An 18765-nucleotide genomic window follows, 5' to 3' on the forward strand; every position below is an offset into this window, starting at 1 on the left:
CGGCATACAGCTCCGGGCTACGGTGCCGCACGGGTTGAGGGTCCTGTGTCGGCGCCGTGGCCCGTAGTGTTTTCCGGCCCCGGGCCGGATGCCCCGGACAGCACGACGGCCGCCCCGCGAGGATCTTGCGGGGCGGCCGTCGGCGTTGCGCCGTCAGTGCGTCTCGGTGACCTTGGCGAGGGCGCGCGGGGCGTCCGGGTCCTGGCCGCGGGCGATGGTGACCTCGTAGGCCAGCAGCTGCAGCGGCAGGATCTCCAGGATCGGCTGGACCTCCTCGGGCACGCCGGCCGGCAGCGCGAAGCCCGCGCTGGCGGCCTCCACCTGCGCCTGCTGGCCGATCACGACCAGGTCGGCGCCGCGGCCGCGCAGGCGGTCCAGGACGGGCTGCAGGGCCTCGCCGCCCTTGCCGTCCGGGACGATGGCGATGACCGGCGAGACGTTGTCGACCATGGCCAGCGGGCCGTGCAGCAGGTCGGCGCCGGAGAACGGGGAGGCCGGGATGTAGGTGGTCTCCATCAGCTTCAGCGCCGCCTCGCGGGCGGTCGGGTAGCCGTAGCCGCGCGAGGTGATGACCAGGCGCTGGGCGAAGCGGTAGCGCTCGGCCAGGTCCTTGACCTCGCCCTGCCGGGCCAGGATGCCCGCCGCCAGCTCCGGCAGCACCTTCGCGGCGGAGCCGTCGCCGCCGCGCAGGCCCTCGACGAACAGGTACAGCGCCAGCAGTTCGGCGGTGTAGGTCTTGGTGGCGGGCAGCGCCTTCTCCGGCCCGGCCAGCACGTCGATGTGGAACTCGGAGACCTCGGCCAGCGGCGAGGCGGCGTTGTTGGTGACCGCCAGGGTGATCGCGCCGGCCTCGCGGGCCGCCTTGGTGGAGGCCACCAGGTCGGGCGAGCCGCCGGACTGGCTGACGGTGATGACCAGGCAGTCCGCGAGGTCCGGCTTGGCGCCGTACGCGGTGGTGGTGGACATCGAGGTGAGGCCGGCCGGCTTGCCGAGCAGCACCTCGATCAGGTACTTGGCGTACAGCGCGGCGTTGTCGGAGGTGCCGCGGGCGGTGAGCAGGACGAAGCGCGGGTTGCGGGCGGCGATCTGCGCGGCGATCTCACGGATCGCGGGCGCACCCTCGTCGAGGATGCGCTGCAGGACGGCCGGCTGCTCGGCCATCTCCGCCGACATGATCCTGCCGGGTACGGAAACAGTCTGCGGGTCGGACATCGGGGTGTGCCTCCGTGGAGAGATGGTTCTACCCCGTGGGGCGGGACGCCCGACGGGGACCTCTGAACGGCGGCGAGTCCGCACCCTCGCTGCATGGAACTGTTCTGTGCCGATCCTACGTGCGACCGGGCCCCGCAGCACACTCCGTGACGGTGCGTCGGGGCCCGGTCTCAAGGACCGGGACGCCGGCCGGCGGGCCGGCGCTCCGGTCGCGCGCCGGTCAGCCCGGGTTGTTGATCAGCTCGTCGATCTGCGCGTCGGCCTCCTTGGTGGCCTCGTCGATGCTCTTGCCCGCGAAGACCGCGTTCAGCATGTTGACCAGGACGTTCTGCTTCTCGACCGCGCCCCAGCCGGGGGCGAGCGGGGTGAACCAGGCGTCCTGGACGGCGTTGGCGGCCGCGGCGGTGGCCGGCTTGCTCTTCAGCGGGGCCAGCTGGACCAGGTTGTTCGGCAGGGTGTCCTTGTCGGCCAGCACCTGCTCGGACTTGGTGCTGGTGAACATCCGCACCCAGTCGGTGGCGATCTTCGCGCTCTGCGACTTGGCGGTGACCGCCAGGTCGGAGCCGCCGATGAAGGACGGCAGCGGCTTCCCGCCCGGGCCGGGCATCGCGGCGAGCCGCAGCGAGTCCTTGAGCGCCGGGGTGCCGGTGATCGGCGCGATCGCGGTGCCCAGCTCCCAGCCGTTGGCGTAGATCAGGCCGGCCTTCTCGTGGCCGAGCACGTTGGCCTGCTCGGCCTCGTTGACCTTGTAGTCGCCGCTCTTGTTGTACTTCTTCACCAGCTCGACGAAGTGCTGCAGGCCCTGCTGCGACTTGGCGTCGTGCAGGGTGCCGTGCCAGTTGCCGGTCTGGTCGAACTTGGCGATCGAGCCGCCGTACGCCATGACGTAGGACATCGCGGCGTACCAGTAGGGGCCGGGCAGGTACAGCGAGGAGTAGCCGGTCGTGCCCTTGAACTTGCTCTGCACCTTGTCGAGGGCGGCGGTCAGGTCGTCCTCGTTCTGCGGCAGGTCGGCGGAGCCGGTGGCGTCCAGGAACATCTTCGAGTTGTAGACGCCGACCCGGGCGCCCGCGTAGTAGGGCACGCAGTAGAGCGTGTCCTTGTAGGTGCAGGTGTCGGAGAGGCCCTTGATCCAGTTGTCCGCGTTGTCGAAGCTGGAGCGGTCCACGGCCAGCAGCGAGCCGTTGACGATGTACTTCAGCGTCTCGGTGTTGCCCAGCTCGACCACGTCCGGGGCCTGGCCGGCGGCGATCGCGGCGTCCAGTTCGGAGACCTTGGTCTGCCAGTCGTGGTAGCTGAGCTTGATCTGGACCTTCGGGTACTTCTGGGCGAACTCGTCGTTGACCTGCTGGACCAGCTCGGGCCAGCTCTTCTGGGCGTCGTTCATCAGCCACACGGTCACGGTGCCGGTCATGTTCTTCGTGTCGGCGTTCGACGCCGAAGACGACGGGCTACCGGACGAGCAGCCCGCGGCGGTGGCCAGCAGGGCGGCGGTGCCGAGCGTGGCCAGTACCTGACGCTTCACGCAATCCTCCGGATGGGAGCGGGGAGGTCTGCGCGGTGGTACAGACCAGATTTCCGGATCTTGGCCTAGACCAATTTGGGGCGTCAATGCGGGTGCGGTTTCGCACCCTGCTCGTTGTCAATCCGTTGCCTTCCTTGGCCCGGCCACGTCAACCATCGGCGGAGAAGTGCCCTGTGCATGACTTTAGGCTCACTTAAGGTGACCCAGGGTGAGAGGAATGGATCAAGCGCAATTCCGGAAATCCCCGGCCGCCCGATTTCCCGGCCCCGGCGGCCGGGGTTTCCCCCACCGGCCGCGGCACCGGCGGGCCCGGCCCGGGACGCCGGGGGCACCGGGCGGACGGGCGGGGCGGGCCGCCGTCCGTCGAGTACGCACGAGTTCCCCGGCGCCCGGGATCGGCGCCGCCCCGGGCCGGCCGCCGGGGGCCGGACCTGCGGCGGGCGACCCGAGGCGGTGCGCGGACGGACGGGCGGGCGGCACCCGGCGCCGGGGCGGCGCCCGGACGGCAGGGGGCAAAACACCGGGGCCCGCGGCGGGCGGGCCGCCGGTCCGGGGAAATCGGCGGAACTCCCGGCGGTGATTACCGGCCGGTTTTCCGCGGCCGCGACGGGAAAAGCCGGGCGTGGCCGGGGCCCGGTATTCGGCCCGCGCCATTCGGCCGGGAAACCCCGCCGCTTTCGACCCGGCCCGGGGCCCGCGGGCCCGCGCGGGGGCGCCTCCCACTCGGGGACGCCTCGCACGCGGGCGCGCGGGGCGGGCACGGGGGCTGCGGGTACCGGGTCAACGGCCGGGCCCGAACCCGCCCTTGACATGACCGCACAAATATGCGGTCCCGGACCACCCGCTCCGCCGCCGCGACGGCAAGGTGTCCCGATAGGTCCTATTTCCTCCCGGGGTTGGTCCAGTCCAACACGGCCGAGTCAAGCGTTGATAACGGCTTGTGCAACCGCTCTTTGAACCCTTGACGCTCGTCATTGGTCCATGCCAACCTCCAGGCGTTGGTCTAAACCAATGGTCTACTCCACCTCACGGATCGGCCCGCCGGCCCCGGCAGTTCGTATCCGTGTCACCCGGTGACGTTCCCCACATACGGCACAACGCAGCTCCAGGCCAGTCGGCCCAGCAGCCCGGTGCCCTACCTTGCTCATCCCTCTGGAGGATGGTTTGAACCGCAAGATCGCAGCCGTGGCCGCTATCGCCACCGTGCTCGTCGCCTCGGCCTGCTCGTCGTCTTCGTCCGGCAGCAAGTCGAGCGGTGATGTCCTGAGCACGGACGGCAAGGGCAAGAAGATCACCGTCTGGCTGATGGACGACGCCCAGAAGGGCTGGAACGAGGTCGTCGAGGCGGCGAAGGCCGAGTTCAAGCAGAAGACCGGCGCCGACGTCGACATCCAGTGGCAGACCTGGACCAACTACACCACCAAGCTCGACACCGCCCTGCTCTCGGGCAACGCCCCCGACGCGATCGAGGTCGGCAACACCCAGGCCGCCAAGTACATCGACGCCGACTCGTTCGTCGACCTCACCTCGGCCAAGAGCAAGTTCGACAACTCGGACAAGTGGCTGGACTCGCTGGCCGCCTCCGGCCAGTCCGCCGACGGCTCCAAGACCTACGCCGTCCCGTACTACGCCGGCGCCCGCGTCGTGATCTACCGCAAGGACCTCTTCGAGGCCGCCGGTGTCACCCAGGCCCCGACCACCCTGGCCGAGCTGAAGGACGCCCTGACCAAGGTCAAGGCCGCCAACGCCAGCACCCCGGGCTTCTCCGCGATGTACCTGCCGGGCCAGAACTGGTACACCGCCGTCTCCTTCGGCGCCGGCACCTACGGCGTGAAGAACGTCATCGCCAAGAAGGACGGCGACAAGTGGGCCAGCACCCTGGCCGACCCGAAGTTCATCGAGGGCATCTCGACCTGGAACGACCTGCAGAAGAACTTCTCCACCGGTGGCACCACCTCCGACGAGGCCACCCAGGACGCCCTGATGGCCAAGGGCAACATCGCCTCCATCGTCGGCAACGGCTGGGAGCTCTCCTCCGTGGCCGACCCGAAGACCGGCGACCCGTCCCTGAAGGACAAGCTCGCCACCTTCGCCCTCCCGGGCGCTGCGGCCGGCAGCACCACCCCGGCCTTCCTGGGCGGCTCCGACCTGGCCGTCCCGACCAACGCCAAGAACCCCGGCCTGGGCGCGACCTTCCTGCAGATCTTCACCAACACCGCGCAGCAGACCCTGCTCGCCAAGCACGCCATCCCGAACGCCAAGAACCTGGTCGACGCCTACAAGGCCGCCGACCCGGCGAACAAGGCGACCGGTGACGCGGCCCAGGGCGAGACCTGGTTCATCCCGAACACCCCGCTGTGGTCCGGCACCAACGAGACCGCGCTGAAGACCGCCTTCGGTGCGATCGCCGCCGGTGGCGACCCGGCCACCGAGCTGAAGAAGGCGAACGACGACCTTCTGAAGACCCTGAACGGCTGATCCAGCTCCAGCTGAACCGCAGGTCGGCCCGGGGAGTCCAACGGTGCTCCCCGGACGGACCACCGCACTGAGCGCCGGATAAGGGGGTGGGCAGTCCGCGATACCGCGGACTGCCCACCCGTGCGCCAGGACCGACCAGATCCGCGGGCCCGGGAAGGACCCTGATGAGTGTGACCACCAACGAGACCGTGACCCGGTCCGAGAACCAGGGGCCTGCCCCGACGGGGAAGCCGCAGCGGCGCGGGTTCTTCGCGGCCGGCCATTACATCCCCTACACCCTGCTGCTGCCCGCGGTCGTCGTACTGGCGGGCGTTCTGGCGTACCCGCTGTACCGGCTGGTCGACCTGGCGTTCCAGAACGTCAACAAGTACGCGCTGCTGGTCCACCCGGAGCGGGCGAAGTACATCGGCTTCGACGGCTTCTCCCGGGTCTTCGGCGACAGCGAGTTCTGGCAGGTCGTGCTCCGCTCGATCTACTTCACCGCGGAGCTGGTCATCCTCTCCATGGTGCTGTCGATGGCGCTGGCACTGCTGCTCAACCGGGTCTCCAACTGGGTCCGGGTCACCGTGATCACGGTGATGATGTTCGTCTGGTCGATCCCGGCACTGGTCAACGGCCAGGTGTTCCGCTGGCTGTTCTCCCCGCAGGGCGGCGTCGTCGACTACATCGCGTACCTGGTCACCGGCGACGAGAGCTGGAAGAACTACGACTGGTTCGCGGACCCGCACGTCGGCCTCTACGTGGTCGGCGCCGCGGTCGTCATCTGGGGCGCGCTGCCCTTCCTGGTCCTGGGCCTGTACGCCGCGCTGACCCAGGTGCCCAAGGAGCTGATGGAGGCCGCCAAGCTGGACGGCGCCAACAGCTTCCAGGCGTTCCGCAACGTCACCCTGCCGGTCATCCGGCCGTTCCTGATGATCTCCACCGCGCTGAGCTTCATCTGGGACTTCCAGGTCTTCGCGCAGATCTTCGCGCTGCGCAACACCTCGCCCGAACCCGGCTACCGGACCATCGGCACCTACCTGTACATGCAGGGCATCGTCGCCTCCCGGTACAGCGAAGCCTCGGTGATCTCGATCGCCATGATCCTCATGATGCTGGCGGTCCTCGTGTACTACATCCGCCAGATGCTCAAGATCGGAGCCAACGAGCGATGACCACGGACGTCTCCACCACCGCTCCGAAGACCCCGCTTCCGCTCGCCCCGGCCAAGCGGAAGAAGTCCAAGGAGACCGAGGTCGGCCGCAGCGGCGCCATGACCTGGGTCTGGAACACCGTCGCCCTGGTCGTGGCGGTCGTGATGGCCTTCCCGATCTACTGGATGGTCATCACCACGTTCAAGACGAACCGGGACCTGATCTCCAAGGACCCGACCTTCTGGCCCTCCTCGTTCTCGCTCGACAGCTACCGGACGATCTTCGACGACGACCAGTTCCTGCCCAGCCTCGGCCACACCCTGGTGCTGACCCTCGGCGCGGTCGTGCTGGGCGTCGCGGTCGGCTTCCTGGCGGCGGTCGGCGTGGCCCGGTTCAACTTCCGCGGCCGCAACTTCTTCATCGTCACCATGCTGGTGGTCCAGATGGTGCCGCTGCTGGCGATCATCATCCCGCTGTTCGTGGTGATGAACAGCCTCAACATGACCGGCGGCCTGTTCGGCGTCATCCTCGCCTACCTGGTCTTCACCGTCCCGTACGTGATCTGGACGCTGCGCTCCTTCATCGTGAACATCCCGGCGGAGCTGGACGAGGCCGCGATGGTCGACGGCTGCACCCAGTGGGGCGCGTTCTTCCGCGTCATCCTGCCGCTCACCCTGCCCGGCCTGATCACCACCTCGGTCTACAGCTGGATCCAGGCCTGGAACGAGTTCATCGTCGCCAAGACCCTGCTGGGCACCAGCGGCATGAACACCTCGATGACCTGGCTGACGTTCTACTCGACCACTCCCACCCGCGGCGCGGACTACGGCGCGCAGATGGCCGGCGGCCTGCTGGTCTCGCTGCCCGTGATCATCCTGTTCGTGTTCTTCCAGAAGAAGGTGTCGGCGGGTCTCACCGCCGGTGCGGTCAAGGGCTAAGCCCCCTCCCCCACCCCCACTGCACCTGAAACACCTCTCTCACCTCCAGGGAAGGAACCAAGGCGATGCCCGGTACGGAAAGCGCCGATCTCCTCCGCGACGCCGGAGCGGTCCTGCAGCCCGGCTTCGCCGGTCTGACCGCGCCGGAGTGGCTGCGCCGCAGACTGGGCGACGGCGAACTCGGCGGCGTCGCCCTGTTCGGCCGCAACATCCGCACCCCGCAGCAGGTCGCCGCGCTGACCTCGGAGCTGTACGCGCTCAACGGCGACCTGCTGGTCGCCACCGACGAGGAGGGCGGCGACGTCACCCGCCTCGAGGTGGTCAGCGGTTCCTCCTACCCGGGCAACCTGGCGCTCGGCGAGGTCGACGACACCGACCTCACCGAGCGGGTCGCCCGCTCCATCGGCTTCGACCTGTCCAGCGTCGGCGTGAACCTCAACTACGCGCCCGACGCGGACGTCAACTCCAACCCGGACAACCCGGTGATCGGCGTCCGCTCCTTCGGCGGCGACGGCGAGCTGGCCGCCCGGCACACCGCCGCGTACGTCCGCGGCCTGCAGTCCGCGGGCGTCGCGGCCTGCGCCAAGCACTTCCCCGGCCACGGCGACACGGCCGGCGACTCGCACCTCGGGCTGCCCCGGATCGACCTGGCCCTGGACCAGTTCGCCGCGCACCTGCTGCCCTTCCGCGCCGCCATCGCGGCCGGCGTGAAGAGCATCATGACCGCGCACATCCTGTTCGACGCCTACGACGCCCAGCTGCCCGCGACCATGTCGCAGCGCATCCTCACCGGCCTGCTCCGCGAGGAGCTCGGCTTCGACGGGCTGATCGTCACCGACGGCATCGAGATGGGCGCCATCTCCGGCACCCACGGCGTCGCGGCCGGCTCGGTCCGGGCCGTCGCGGCCGGCGCCGACACCATCTGCGTCGGCGGCGGCCTGCAGGACGAGGACGCCTTCGTCTACCTGCGCGACGCGCTGGTCTGGGCGGTCCGCGAGGGCCGGCTGTCCGCCGAGCGGCTGCACGAGGCCGCCGAGCGCAACCGGGCCGTCGCCCGCTGGTCGGCCGGCGTCCGGGCCTCGCTGGTCGGTCAGCAGGCCGAGGTCGGCGTCGGCCTGGCCGCCGCCCGCCGGGCGCTGCGGGTCACCGGCGAGCTGCGCCCGCTGGGCGGCGTCCCGCACGTGGTCGAGTTCTCCCCCGGCGCGAACATCGCGGCCGGCGACGAGACCCCGTGGGGCGTGGCCGGCCCGCTGGCCGAGCTGGTGCCCGGCACCACCTCCAGCCGGGTCGCCCCGCCCGCGACCGTGACCGAGGGCTCCGGCCTGCTGCACGTCGCGGTGGCCGCCGAGGACGCCGAGATCGACACCGCCCCGCTGCTCGGCGCGGCGGTCGGCCGCCCGCTGGTGCTGGTGGTGCGCGACGCGCACCGGCACGGCTGGATGCGCCGGGCCGCGCTGGCCCTGGTCGAGCACCGGCCGGACGCGGTCGTGGTGGAGATCGGCACCGCCCACGGGACGGCCGAGCTGTTCGCCCCGAGCGGCGTGACCACGCTGGCCACCTACGGCGGTTCGCGGGTCTGCGCGATCGCCGCCGCGGAGGCCCTGGCGGGGCTCGCGGTGACGGCCGCCAAGGCCGGCTGAGACACTCGGGACGGGCCCGGGGCGGGCGCCAGGCGCCCGTTCCGGGCCCGTCGCGTACCCGCCCGCGGACCCGCCGCGGGCGCGCGAATGCGGCCGGGGGCTCACGTTCGATCTCCCGTGCGTGCAAACATGTGCTGTTACATAGGACTTAGGGGTCCGTTAAGGGACCGCCTCCAACGAGGAGTGAGAGCTGCCATGAGTGGCGACAGGGACACGGCGGCGCTCGCCGAGGGCTCCACCGTGCCGACCCAGACCGGCCCTGCCACCGCCACGGCCCGGGTCCCCAAGTACTACGGGCTCAAGCGGCACCTGCTGCAGCTGACCGAGACCCAGCCGGCCGGCACGCCGGTCCCGCCGGAGCGCGCGCTGGCCGCCCAGTTCGACACCTCGCGCACCACCGTCCGGCAGGCCCTGCAGGAGCTGGTCGTCGAGGGCCGGCTGGAGCGCATCCAGGGCAAGGGCACCTTCGTGGCCAAGCCGAAGGTCGCCCAGGCCCTCCAGCTCACCTCGTACACCGAGGACATGCGGGCCCAGGGCCTGGAGCCGACCTCCCGGCTGGTCGAGGTCGCCTACATCTCGGCCGACGACCGGCTCGCCCCGCTGCTGGACATCAAGCCCGGCGGCCGGGTGCTGCGGATCGAGCGCCTGCGGCTGGCCAACGGCGACCCGATGGCGATCGAGGTGGCGCACCTGTCCGCCAAGCGCTTCCCCGCGCTCCGGCGCAACCTGGCCAAGCACAACTCGCTGTACACCGCGCTGCGCGAGGTCTACGGGGTGACGGTCGCGGAGGCCGAGGAGACCATCGAGACCACCCTGGCCAACCCGCGCGAGGCCGGCCTGCTCGGCTCCGACCTGGGCCTGCCGATGCTGCAGCTGTCCCGGCACTCCTTCGACGCGGACGGCGCGCCGGTCGAGTGGGTGCGCTCGATCTACCGGGGCGACCGCTACAAGTTCATCACCCGGCTGAACCGGCCGTCCTGAACGGGCCGTCCTGAACGGGCGGTCCGAGCGACCGGCCCGGCGGCCTGACCTGTTCGGGGTACCGGGGCGATCCGGGTTGACAGGGTAGTGACACGGGTCGCTCCGCTGCCCTAGCCTCTCGGGGACCTTTCGATCACCGAGGGTGCTGCTCGGCGGGCGCACAGGCATGTGCGTTGCGGTGCCACTGAGGTGACTCCTCGTCATCCGGGAGCCGCTCGTGTCGTCGTCGCAAGTCCCTGCCCCGGGCGCACCGCCCGTGGTCTCCCCCGCCCGGGTGCTGGCGGGCCTGTGCCTGCTGGTGCCGATCGTGGTGGTGCTGTGGGTGCCGTCCTACAGCAAGACCTCCCCCGAGTTCGGCGGCCTGCCGTTCTTCTACTGGTACCAGCTGATGTGGGTGCCGGTGTCGGCGCTGTTCACCGGTGCCGCGTACCTGCTGATCCGGCGCGACGAGGCGGCCCGCAAGGCCGCCTCCGCCGTCTCCGCCGTCTCCGGACCGGTCCTGCCCGCCCAGCCGTCGGACGGGGGCAAGTCGTGAAGCACGTGGACTGGACCGCGATGACGGTCTTCCTGCTGTTCTTCGCCGCGGTGACGGTGATGGGCTTCCTGGCCTCCCGCTGGCGCCGGGCCGCGGACGCCGAGCACCTGCACGAGTGGGGGCTGGGCGGCCGGAGCTTCGGCACCTGGATCACCTGGTTCCTGCTGGGCGGCGACCTGTACACCGCGTACACGTTCATCGCGGTACCGGCGGCGATCTACGCGGCGGGCGCGGCGGGCTTCTTCGCGGTGCCGTACACGATCATCGCGTACCCGCTGGTGTTCCTGTTCCTGCCCCGGCTGTGGTCGGTCTCGCGGGTGCACGGGTACGTGACGCCGGCGGACTTCGTGCGCGGCCGGTACGGCTCGCGCGGGCTGTCGGTGGCGGTGGCGCTGACCGGCATCCTGGCGACCATGCCGTACGTGGCGCTGCAGCTGGTGGGCATCCAGGCGGTGCTGGACGTGCTGGGCGTGGGCGGCAGCGGCAACTGGTTCCTGAAGGACCTGCCGCTGTTCATCGCGTTCGGCGTGCTGGCCGCGTACACGTACTCCTCGGGGCTGCGGGCGCCGGCGCTGATCGCGTTCGTCAAGGACGCGCTGATCTACGTCGTGATCATCGTGGCGGTGGTCTACATCCCGATGCGGCTGGGCGGCTACGGGCACGTGTTCGACGCGGCGCAGCACAAGTTCGCCACGCCGGGGCCGACCGGGAAGCCGAGCGGGGCGCTGGTGGTCGGGCCGTCCGGGCAGTGGGCGTACGCGACGCTGGCGTTCGGGTCGGCGCTGGCGCTGTTCATGTACCCGCACTCGGTGACGGGCGTGCTGGCGTCGAAGTCGCGCAACACGGTGCGCCGGAACATGGCGATCATGCCGGCGTACTCGCTGATGCTGGGGCTGCTGGCGCTGCTGGGCTTCCTGGCGATCGCGGCCGGGGTGGGCAAGGGCGTGAAGGGCTACAACAGCCAGCTGGCGGTGCCGCAGCTGTTCGCGGACATGTTCCCGTCCTGGTTCGCCGGGGTGGCGTTCGCGGCGATCGGGATCGGCGCGCTGGTGCCGGCCGCGATCATGTCGATCGCGGCGGCGAACCTGTTCACCCGCAACGTGTACAAGGAGTTCCTGAAGCCGGACGCGACGCCGGCCGAGGAGACCCGGGTGGCGAAGATCGCCTCGCTGCTGGTGAAGGTCGGCGCGCTGGTGTTCGTGCTGCTGATGGACAAGCAGGTGGCGATCAACTTCCAGCTGCTGGGCGGCCTGTGGATCCTGCAGACCGCGGTGGCGCTGGTGGCGGGCCTGTTCACCCGGTGGTTCCACCGCTGGGCGCTGCTGGCGGGCTGGGCGGTCGGCATGGTGTACGGCACCTGGATGGCGTGGGGGGTGTCCTCGGCGGCCACCAAGCACTTCGGCGGCAGCAACGCGAAGATCCCGGGGATCGGGGAGACCGGCTACATCGGTCTGACCGCGTTCGTGCTGAACCTGGCGGTGGCGGTGGTCCTGACGCTGGTGCTGCGGGCCCTGAAGGCCCCCGAGGGGGCCGACGAGACCTCGAAGGCCGACTACTCCGCGGAGGCCGGTGACGAGGCCGTGGAGCGCGCTCCACAGCCCGCGGCGGCGCACTGACGCACCGGGGGCGCAGACCTCCGCACCGTGCGCCCTGTGGTCGCGCCGTTGCCCCGATCGACACTGGGGTGACGGCGCGACCATCTGTTATGACTGCCCGTTCACGGGAGAGACCCGGGAGAGACGGGCGCACCGCACGCGCCACCGACCACGGGGAGCCACCGCCATGACCGACCTCACCACGGTACGCAACGGGCACCGACCGGAGGCCCCGCAGCCGGACGGGGGGCCGAGACTGCCCTCGGTCCTGATCGCCACCCGGCACGGCGAGTCCACCGCCAACGTGGAGTTCCGGCACGCGGACGCCAGCGGCGCGCTCTCCGTCCCGATCACCTGCCGGGACGCCGACATCCCGCTCTCCCTGCACGGCCAGGACCAGGCCCGCGACCTGGGCCGCTGGTGGGCCGGGCGGCCGCCCGCCGACCGGCCCCGCTCGGTGTGGTGCTCGCCGTACGTGCGCACCGCGGAGACCGCCCGGATCGCGCTGGCCCAGGCGTCCGGGCTGGGCGCCGTCCCGGTCGGGCTGCCGGTGCGCTACGACGAGCGGCTGCGGGACCGCGAGCTGGGCGTGCTGGAGATGCTGACCAAGGCCGCGATCGAGCGCGACCACCCGGCGGAGGCCGAGCGGCGGCGCCGGATGGGCGAGCTGTACTACCGGCCGCCGGGCGGCGAGTCCTGGCTGGACGTGGCGCTGCGGGTGCGCGACCTGCTGCGCGACCTGGGCGAGGAGGAGGCGGGCCGGCCGGTGCTGGTGGTGGCGCACGACTGCACGGTGCTGATGCTGCGGCACGTGCTGGAGCGGCCGGCCGAGGAGGAGCTGCTGGCGCTGCCGCCGGTGGCGAACTGCTCGACCAGCCTGTGGCGGGCCCGCGAGGGGCGGCTGCGCCCGGCCGGGTGGAACCGGACCGAGCACCTGTCGGCCTGAGCCCGGCCCGCCACCGCCTCGCTCCGCCCCGGCCCGCCGCCGCCACCGCCCTGCGGGCTGCCGCAGCGTCCCGCCCCGGCCCGCCCCGCGGGCTGTCGCGGCGCCCCGCGCTCAGGCGTCCTGGTGCTGCGGCCCGGTGACCCGGCGCGGGCCGCCGAAGGCCCGCCGGTAGGCCTGCGGGGTGGTGCCGAGCCGGCGGCCGAAGTGGTGCCGCAGGGTGGCGGCGTTGCCGAAGCCGCAGCGGGCGGCGATCGCGTCCACGCCCTCCCCGGTGGACTCCAGCAGGCGCTGCGCGAACAGCACCCGCTGGCCGGTGAGCCAGCGGTGCGGGGTGGTGCCGGTCTCCTCGCGGAAGCGGCGGGCGAAGGTCCGCGGCGACATGTGGGCGAGCCGGGCGAGCTGGTCGACGCCGGTCTCCCGGTCGAGGTGGCGGCGCATCCACTCCAGCACCCCGGCCAGCGACTCGCCGCCGCCCTCGGGCACCGGGCGGTTGATGAACTGGGCCTGCCCGCCGTCCCGGTGCGGGGCGACCACCATCCGGCGGGCGATCTCCCGGGCCACCTCGGCGCCCTGCACCTTGCGGACCAGGTGCAGGCAGGCGTCGATGCCGGCGGCGGTGCCGGCCGAGGTGATCACCGGGTGGTCGTCGACGTACAGCACGCCGGGTTCGACGGTGGTCAGCGGGAAGCGCTCGGCCATCAGGTCGGCGTAGCGCCAGTGGGTGGTGCAGCGGCGGCCGTCGAGCAGGCCGGCCGCGCCGAGCAGGAAGCTGCCGGAGCAGATCGACAGCAGGTGGGCGCCGCGGTCGTGGGCGGCCCGCAGCGCCGCGCAGAGCGCCTCGGGGTAGTGGGTGCGGATGCCGGTGGCGGTGGCGATCACCAGGTCGGCCTCGGCGATCCGTTCGGGGCCGTGCGGGACGTCGACGGTGAAGCCGGCGTGGGTGCGCATCGGGCCGGGGCGGTCGCCGACCAGGGCGAAGTCGTAGACCGGCAGGCCGGACTCGCTCCGGTCCAGGCCGAACACCTCGCAGGCCACCCCGAGTTCGAAGGGGTGGATCTCTTCCAGCACGACGACGGCGACGTTGTTCAGCATCCGCATCGGGCCAGGATGGCAGTGGCAGGATTCCGTGGCAATGGTGCGTTCCTGCCACTCGTGGCGGCCCCGGCCCGCCGGGACAGTGGAGGCATGACCACCGCGCTCGCCCTGCTGGGCCTCATCGGCAGTTTCGGACTCCTCGGCGTCCTGGTCGGCCGCGACCTGGACCGCAACGGCCGGACCGGCCGCGACGCCGTGCACCGGCCGACCGGCTACCCCTTCGACCCGGACCTGGCCGATCCCCGCCGGAGGCCGTCCGGCACACTGTCCGGATGCACTCCCCGACCGTCCGCCGCGCCCTGGAGCGCGACCTCGCCGGAGCCGGGGAGGTCAGCGTCGAGGCCTTCGTCGGCGACGGCCACACCCGCCCCGACTCCCCGTACGTCGACCTCCTGCGCGACACCGCCCGCCGCGACCGGGAGGCCGAGCTCCTGGTCGCCGTCGACGACGCGGGAGCCGTGCTCGGCTGCGTGACCTTCGCGCCCGGCGGCACCGCGTGGGCGGACGTCGCCGGGCCCGGCGAGGGCGAGATCCGGATGCTCTCGGTCGGCGCGGCGGCCCGCGGCCGCGGCGTCGGCCGGGCGCTGGTGGCGGCGGCGATCGGGCGCAGCCGGGAACTCGGACTGGCCGGGATGGCGTTCTCCACCCGGCCGTCGATGACCGCCGCGCACCGGATCTACGACGCGCTGGGCTTCGTCCGCACCCCCGGGCGGGACTGGTCGGCGGCGCCCGGAATGGACCTGTGGGTCTACACGATGCGGTTCTGAGGCGGTTCCCGGGCAGTTTCGTTGTCTACGCGCGGCGCCGCCGACGCGACACGCGCTACTACATCTGGTGCTTCCAGATCCAGCCACCACAACATGTATGCTCACTCTCGCTGTCGACGCAGGGGAACCCGGTGGAAGTCCGGGACTGCCCCGCAACGGTGAGCGGGCTGCAGCGACGCCCGCGCAGTCCGAGGACCTGCCGACGGTGTGCGACACGGCATCCCCGCAGACGCCATGCAGCACAGCTTTGCCGTCCGGTCTCGCGGGCGGACCGGGGGTGGTCTTCGGCGCGCCGGAACGCGTTCTCGTTCCTTCGTGCTGCCCTCCCCTGGCCGCGTGCGGTCCCGGACACCCGAGCCACGTCCGCCGCCGCCACAGGAGAGAGTGCGCCTTGACCGTCGCCGCCTCAGTCACCCTGCCGTCCCAGGGATCCGCCGACGCCTTCACCGATCCCGGTGCGGCGCTGCTCCGGCTGCTCACCGACCGCAGCACCGACCTCCCCCAGGTGGACCCCGGCCACGTCGCCGCCGCCGCGCTGCGCGGCCGCCACGCCGGTTCGGACTTCGCCGAGCTGCGCGGGCTGGCCGTGGAGGCCGCCGCGTCGATGATCGCCGAGGACCCGCAGTACTCGAAGCTGGCCGCCCGCCTGCTGGCGCTGGAGATCCGCGACGAGGCCGCGACCCAGCAGGTCACCTCGTTCTCCTCCTCGGTGGCCGTGGGCCACGCCGAGGGCCTGATCGGCGACGCCACGGCCGCGTTCGTCGCGCAGCACGCCGACCTGTTCGACTCGCTGGTGGACGAGGCGGGCGACGACCGCTTCGAGTACTTCGGCCTGCGCACCGTGCAGTCCCGCTACCTGCTGCGCCACCCGATCACCCGCAAGGTCGTCGAGACCCCGCAGCACTTCCTGCTCCGCGTGGCGGCGGGCCTGGCGGTCGGGACGACCGAGGAGTCGGTGCGCGAGGTCGCCGAGCTGTACACCCTGATGAGCCGGCTGGAGTACCTGACCAGCTCGCCGACGCTGTTCAACTCCGGCACCCGGCACCCGCAGATGTCCTCCTGCTACCTGCTGGACTCGCCGCTGGACAACCTGGACTCGATCTACAACCGGTACGCGCAGATCGCCCGGCTGTCCAAGCACGCCGGCGGCATCGGCCTGTCCTACTCGCGGATCCGCTCCCGCGGCTCGCTGATCCGCGGCACCAACGGCCAGTCGAACGGCATCGTGCCGTTCCTGCGCACCCTGGACTCCTCCGTGGCGGCGGTCAACCAGGGCGGCCGGCGCAAGGGCGCGGCCTGCGTGTACCTGGAGACCTGGCACGCCGACATCGAGGAGTTCCTGGAGCTCCGCGACAACACCGGCGAGGAGGCCCGCCGGACCCACAACCTGAACCTGGCGCACTGGATCCCGGACGAGTTCATGCGCCGGGTCAACGCCAACGCCGACTGGTCGCTGTTCTCCCCGGCGGACGTGCCGGAGCTGGTCGACCTGTGGGGCGCCGAGTTCGACGAGGCGTACGTGAAGGCCGAGCTGGCGGGCAAGGCCGTGCGCACCATCCCCGCGCAGACCCTGTACGCCCGGATGATGCGCACCCTGGCGCAGACCGGCAACGGCTGGATGACCTTCAAGGACGCCTCCAACCGGGCCGCCAACCAGACCGCGCTGCCGGGCCGCACGGTGCACTCCTCGAACCTGTGCACCGAGATCCTGGAGGTCACCGACGACTCGGAGACCGCGGTCTGCAACCTCGGCTCGGTCAACCTGGGCGCGCACGTCGCCCCCGGCGCCACCGCCACCGACCTGCTGAACGCGATGGACTGGGACCGCCTGGACGCCACCGTCCGCACCGCGGTGACCTTCCTCGACCGCGTGATCGACATCAACTTCTACCCGACCACCGAGGCCGGGACGTCCAACTCCCGCTGGCGCCCGGTCGGCCTGGGCGTGATGGGCCTGCAGGACGTCTTCTTCCAGCTGCGGATCGACTTCGACTCCGCCGAGGCGGTCGCCCTCTCCACCCTGATCGCCGAGCGCATCATGCTCACCGCGTACGAGCGCTCCGCCGACCTGGCCGAGCAGTTCGGCCGGCACGAGGCGTACGGCGAGACCCGGGCCGCCCGCGGCCAGCTGCACATCGACCACTTCGAGTCCGCGAACCCGCAGTGGGCCGAGCGCTGGGACGCCCTGCGCGCCCGGATCGCCGAGGTCGGCCTGCGCAACTCGCTGCTGCTCGCGATCGCCCCGACCGCGACCATCGCGTCCATCGCCGGCGTCTACGAGTGCATCGAGCCGCAGGTCTCCAACCTGTTCAAGCGCGAGACCCTGTCCGGCGAGTTCCTCCAGGTCAACCCGTACCTGGTGCGCGAGCTCAAGGAGCTGGGCGTCTGGGACCAGACCACCCGGGACGCGCTGCGCGACGCCAACGGCTCCATCCAGGAGTTCAACTGGCTGCCGCAGGAGGTCCGTTCGCTGTACCGCACGGCGTGGGAGCTGCCGCAGCGCGCGCTGATCGACCTGGCCGCCGCCCGGCAGCCGTACATCGACCAGAGCCAGTCGCTGAACCTGTTCATGGCGGCGCCGACCATCGGCAAGCTCTCCTCGATGTACTCCTACGCCTGGAAGGTCGGTCTGAAGACCACCTACTACCTGCGCTCCCGCCCGGCGACCCGGATCGCCCAGGCCGCGTCCGGAGCCGCCCGCACCGCCGCCCCCGTCCCGGTGCAGACCCCCTCCCTCTCCCAGGCCGAGCAGGACGCCATCGCCTGCTCGCTGGAGAACCCCGAGTCCTGCGAGGCCTGCCAGTAATGAGCACCGAAGACCAGAAGAAGATGCTGCTCGACCCGGGCTTCGAGCTGACGCTGCGTCCGATGCGCTACCCGTCGTTCTACGACCGGTACCGGGACGCGATCAAGAACACCTGGACCGTGGAGGAGGTGGACCTGCACTCCGACGTCGCCGACCTCGCCAAGCTCTCCGAGGGCGAGCGGCACATGATCGGCCGGCTGGTCGCGTTCTTCGCCACCGGCGACTCGATCGTCTCCAACAACGTGGTGCTGAGCCTCTACAAGCACATCAACTCCCCCGAGGCCCGCCTCTACCTGTCGCGGCAGCTGTTCGAGGAGGCCGTGCACGTCCAGTTCTACCTGACGCTGCTGGACACCTACCTGCCCGACCCGGAGGACCGCAACGCCGCCTTCGCCGCGGTGGAGAACATCCCCTCCATCGCGCAGAAGGCCCAGTTCTGCTTCAAGTACATGAACGCGGTCGACCACATCGACTCGCTGCAGTCCAAGGACGACCGCCGGGCCTTCCTGCTCAACCTGATCTGCTTCGCGGCCTGCGTCGAGGGCCTGTTCTTCTACGGCGCCTTCGCCTACGTGTACTGGTTCCGCAGCCGCGGCCTGCTGCACGGCCTGGCCACCGGCACCAACTGGGTGTTCCGCGACGAGTCGATGCACATGGACTTCGCGTTCTCCGTGGTCGACACCGTCCGCGAGGAGGAGCCCGACCTCTTCGACGACAAGATGGCCCAGCAGGTCACCGAGATGCTGGAGGAGGCCGTCGAGGCCGAGCTCCAGTTCGCCCGCGACCTGTGCGGCGAGGGCCTGCCCGGCATGAACACCGAGTCGATGCGCGAGTACCTCCAGGCGGTCGCCGACCAGCGCCTGGCCCGCCTCGGCCTGCCGGTCCGGTACGGCTCCACCAACCCGTTCGGCTTCATGGAGCTGCAGAACGTCCAGGAGCTGACCAACTTCTTCGAGCGCCGGGTCTCCGCCTACCAGATCGCCGTCGAGGGCTCGGTCTCCTTCGACGACGACTTCTAGATGGTTGATGCCAAGGGCACCTGAAGCGCATGAGATGAAGCGAGGGAGTCCAAAGGTCGGTTGTGACGCCTGACCTGGACTCCCTCGCGACCGCA

14 protein-coding genes and 1 riboswitch are annotated in these 18765 nt (G+C 71.2%); of the genes, 11 read left to right on the forward strand and 3 right to left on the reverse strand.

Going from position 1 to position 18765, the window contains the following annotated elements:
- Positions 1-153 precede the first annotated feature (153 nt).
- Both IH44_RS0103075 and IH44_RS0103080 read right to left on the reverse strand, forming a co-directional pair.
- On the reverse strand, positions 154-1212 hold the full coding sequence (locus IH44_RS0103075) for an SIS domain-containing protein (protein ID WP_030457799.1): 1059 nt from the start codon (positions 1210-1212) through the stop codon (positions 154-156).
- Between the two features lie 220 nt (positions 1213-1432).
- The gene (locus IH44_RS0103080) at positions 1433-2737 is read right to left on the reverse strand and encodes an extracellular solute-binding protein (protein WP_030457800.1); all 1305 of its coding nucleotides are present in this window, start codon (positions 2735-2737) and stop codon (positions 1433-1435) included.
- Positions 2738-3901: 1164 nt separating this feature from the next.
- Here IH44_RS0103080 and IH44_RS0103085 point away from each other — a divergent pair.
- The 8 genes from IH44_RS0103085 to IH44_RS0103120 all read left to right on the forward strand — a co-directional run bounded on the left by IH44_RS0103085 (position 3902) and on the right by IH44_RS0103120 (position 12983).
- Positions 3902-5215: an extracellular solute-binding protein gene (locus IH44_RS0103085; RefSeq protein WP_030457801.1), complete on the forward strand. Its 1314-nt coding sequence runs from the start codon at positions 3902-3904 to the stop codon at positions 5213-5215.
- Between the two features lie 164 nt (positions 5216-5379).
- Complete coding sequence (locus IH44_RS0103090; RefSeq protein ID WP_030457802.1) at positions 5380-6369, forward strand: carbohydrate ABC transporter permease; 990 nt, start codon at positions 5380-5382, stop codon at positions 6367-6369.
- Positions 6366-7286: a carbohydrate ABC transporter permease gene (locus IH44_RS0103095; protein WP_030457803.1), complete on the forward strand. Its 921-nt coding sequence runs from the start codon at positions 6366-6368 to the stop codon at positions 7284-7286. Before IH44_RS0103090 ends, IH44_RS0103095 begins: the two co-directional genes overlap by 4 nt.
- Before the next feature lie 65 nt (positions 7287-7351).
- A complete protein-coding gene (locus tag IH44_RS0103100; protein ID WP_030457804.1) occupies positions 7352-8926 on the forward strand; it encodes a glycoside hydrolase family 3 protein in 1575 nt (524 codons plus the stop codon).
- A gap of 195 nt (positions 8927-9121) precedes the next feature.
- On the forward strand, positions 9122-9907 hold the full coding sequence (locus IH44_RS0103105) for a GntR family transcriptional regulator (protein WP_030457805.1): 786 nt from the start codon (positions 9122-9124) through the stop codon (positions 9905-9907).
- Positions 9908-10124: 217 nt separating this feature from the next.
- Positions 10125-10442, forward strand: coding sequence for a DUF3311 domain-containing protein (locus IH44_RS0103110; protein ID WP_369794884.1), 318 nt, complete (start codon positions 10125-10127; stop codon positions 10440-10442).
- A gap of 20 nt (positions 10443-10462) precedes the next feature.
- The gene (mctP, locus tag IH44_RS0103115) at positions 10463-12058 is read left to right on the forward strand and encodes a monocarboxylate uptake permease MctP (protein WP_035953734.1); all 1596 of its coding nucleotides are present in this window, start codon (positions 10463-10465) and stop codon (positions 12056-12058) included.
- Between the two features lie 166 nt (positions 12059-12224).
- Complete coding sequence (locus IH44_RS0103120; protein ID WP_051816491.1) at positions 12225-12983, forward strand: histidine phosphatase family protein; 759 nt, start codon at positions 12225-12227, stop codon at positions 12981-12983.
- Positions 12984-13094: 111 nt separating this feature from the next.
- Here the strand turns inward: IH44_RS0103120 and IH44_RS0103125 are convergent, their stop codons facing one another.
- Complete coding sequence (locus IH44_RS0103125; RefSeq protein ID WP_030457809.1) at positions 13095-14075, reverse strand: helix-turn-helix domain-containing protein; 981 nt, start codon at positions 14073-14075, stop codon at positions 13095-13097.
- Positions 14076-14350: 275 nt separating this feature from the next.
- Here IH44_RS0103125 and IH44_RS0103130 point away from each other — a divergent pair, with 275 nt between their 5' ends.
- The 3 genes from IH44_RS0103130 to IH44_RS0103140 all read left to right on the forward strand — a co-directional run bounded on the left by IH44_RS0103130 (position 14351) and on the right by IH44_RS0103140 (position 18670).
- Complete coding sequence (locus tag IH44_RS0103130; protein WP_030457810.1) at positions 14351-14845, forward strand: GNAT family N-acetyltransferase; 495 nt, start codon at positions 14351-14353, stop codon at positions 14843-14845.
- Positions 14846-14925: 80 nt separating this feature from the next.
- A riboswitch (cobalamin riboswitch) is annotated at positions 14926-15064 on the forward strand.
- Positions 15065-15236: 172 nt separating this feature from the next.
- A complete protein-coding gene (locus IH44_RS0103135; protein WP_030457811.1) occupies positions 15237-17651 on the forward strand; it encodes a ribonucleoside-diphosphate reductase subunit alpha in 2415 nt (804 codons plus the stop codon).
- Positions 17651-18670, forward strand: coding sequence for a ribonucleotide-diphosphate reductase subunit beta (locus tag IH44_RS0103140; RefSeq protein WP_030457812.1), 1020 nt, complete (start codon positions 17651-17653; stop codon positions 18668-18670). Before IH44_RS0103135 ends, IH44_RS0103140 begins: the two co-directional genes overlap by 1 nt.
- Positions 18671-18765: the final 95 nt, after the last annotated feature.

This window comes from Kitasatospora sp. NRRL B-11411 (genome assembly GCF_000721345.1).
Classification (GTDB): domain Bacteria; phylum Actinomycetota; class Actinomycetes; order Streptomycetales; family Streptomycetaceae; genus Kitasatospora; species Kitasatospora cineracea.

Bases quoted from the DNA above. Each gene is read 5' to 3' on its own strand.
- IH44_RS0103075 (WP_030457799.1), bottom strand. From the start codon at position 1,212: ATGTCCGACCCGCAGACTGTTTCCGTACCCGGCAGGATCATGTCGGCG.
- IH44_RS0103090 (WP_030457802.1), top strand. From the start codon at position 5,380: ATGAGTGTGACCACCAACGAGACCGTGACCCGGTCCGAGAACCAGGGG.
- IH44_RS0103095 (WP_030457803.1), top strand. From the start codon at position 6,366: ATGACCACGGACGTCTCCACCACCGCTCCGAAGACCCCGCTTCCGCTC.
- IH44_RS0103100 (WP_030457804.1), top strand. From the start codon at position 7,352: ATGCCCGGTACGGAAAGCGCCGATCTCCTCCGCGACGCCGGAGCGGTC.
- IH44_RS0103105 (WP_030457805.1), top strand. From the start codon at position 9,122: ATGAGTGGCGACAGGGACACGGCGGCGCTCGCCGAGGGCTCCACCGTG.
- mctP (WP_035953734.1), top strand. From the start codon at position 10,463: ATGACGGTCTTCCTGCTGTTCTTCGCCGCGGTGACGGTGATGGGCTTC.
- IH44_RS0103120 (WP_051816491.1), top strand. From the start codon at position 12,225: ATGACCGACCTCACCACGGTACGCAACGGGCACCGACCGGAGGCCCCG.
- IH44_RS0103125 (WP_030457809.1), bottom strand. From the start codon at position 14,075: ATGCTGAACAACGTCGCCGTCGTCGTGCTGGAAGAGATCCACCCCTTC.
- IH44_RS0103130 (WP_030457810.1), top strand. From the start codon at position 14,351: ATGCACTCCCCGACCGTCCGCCGCGCCCTGGAGCGCGACCTCGCCGGA.
- IH44_RS0103140 (WP_030457812.1), top strand. From the start codon at position 17,651: ATGAGCACCGAAGACCAGAAGAAGATGCTGCTCGACCCGGGCTTCGAG.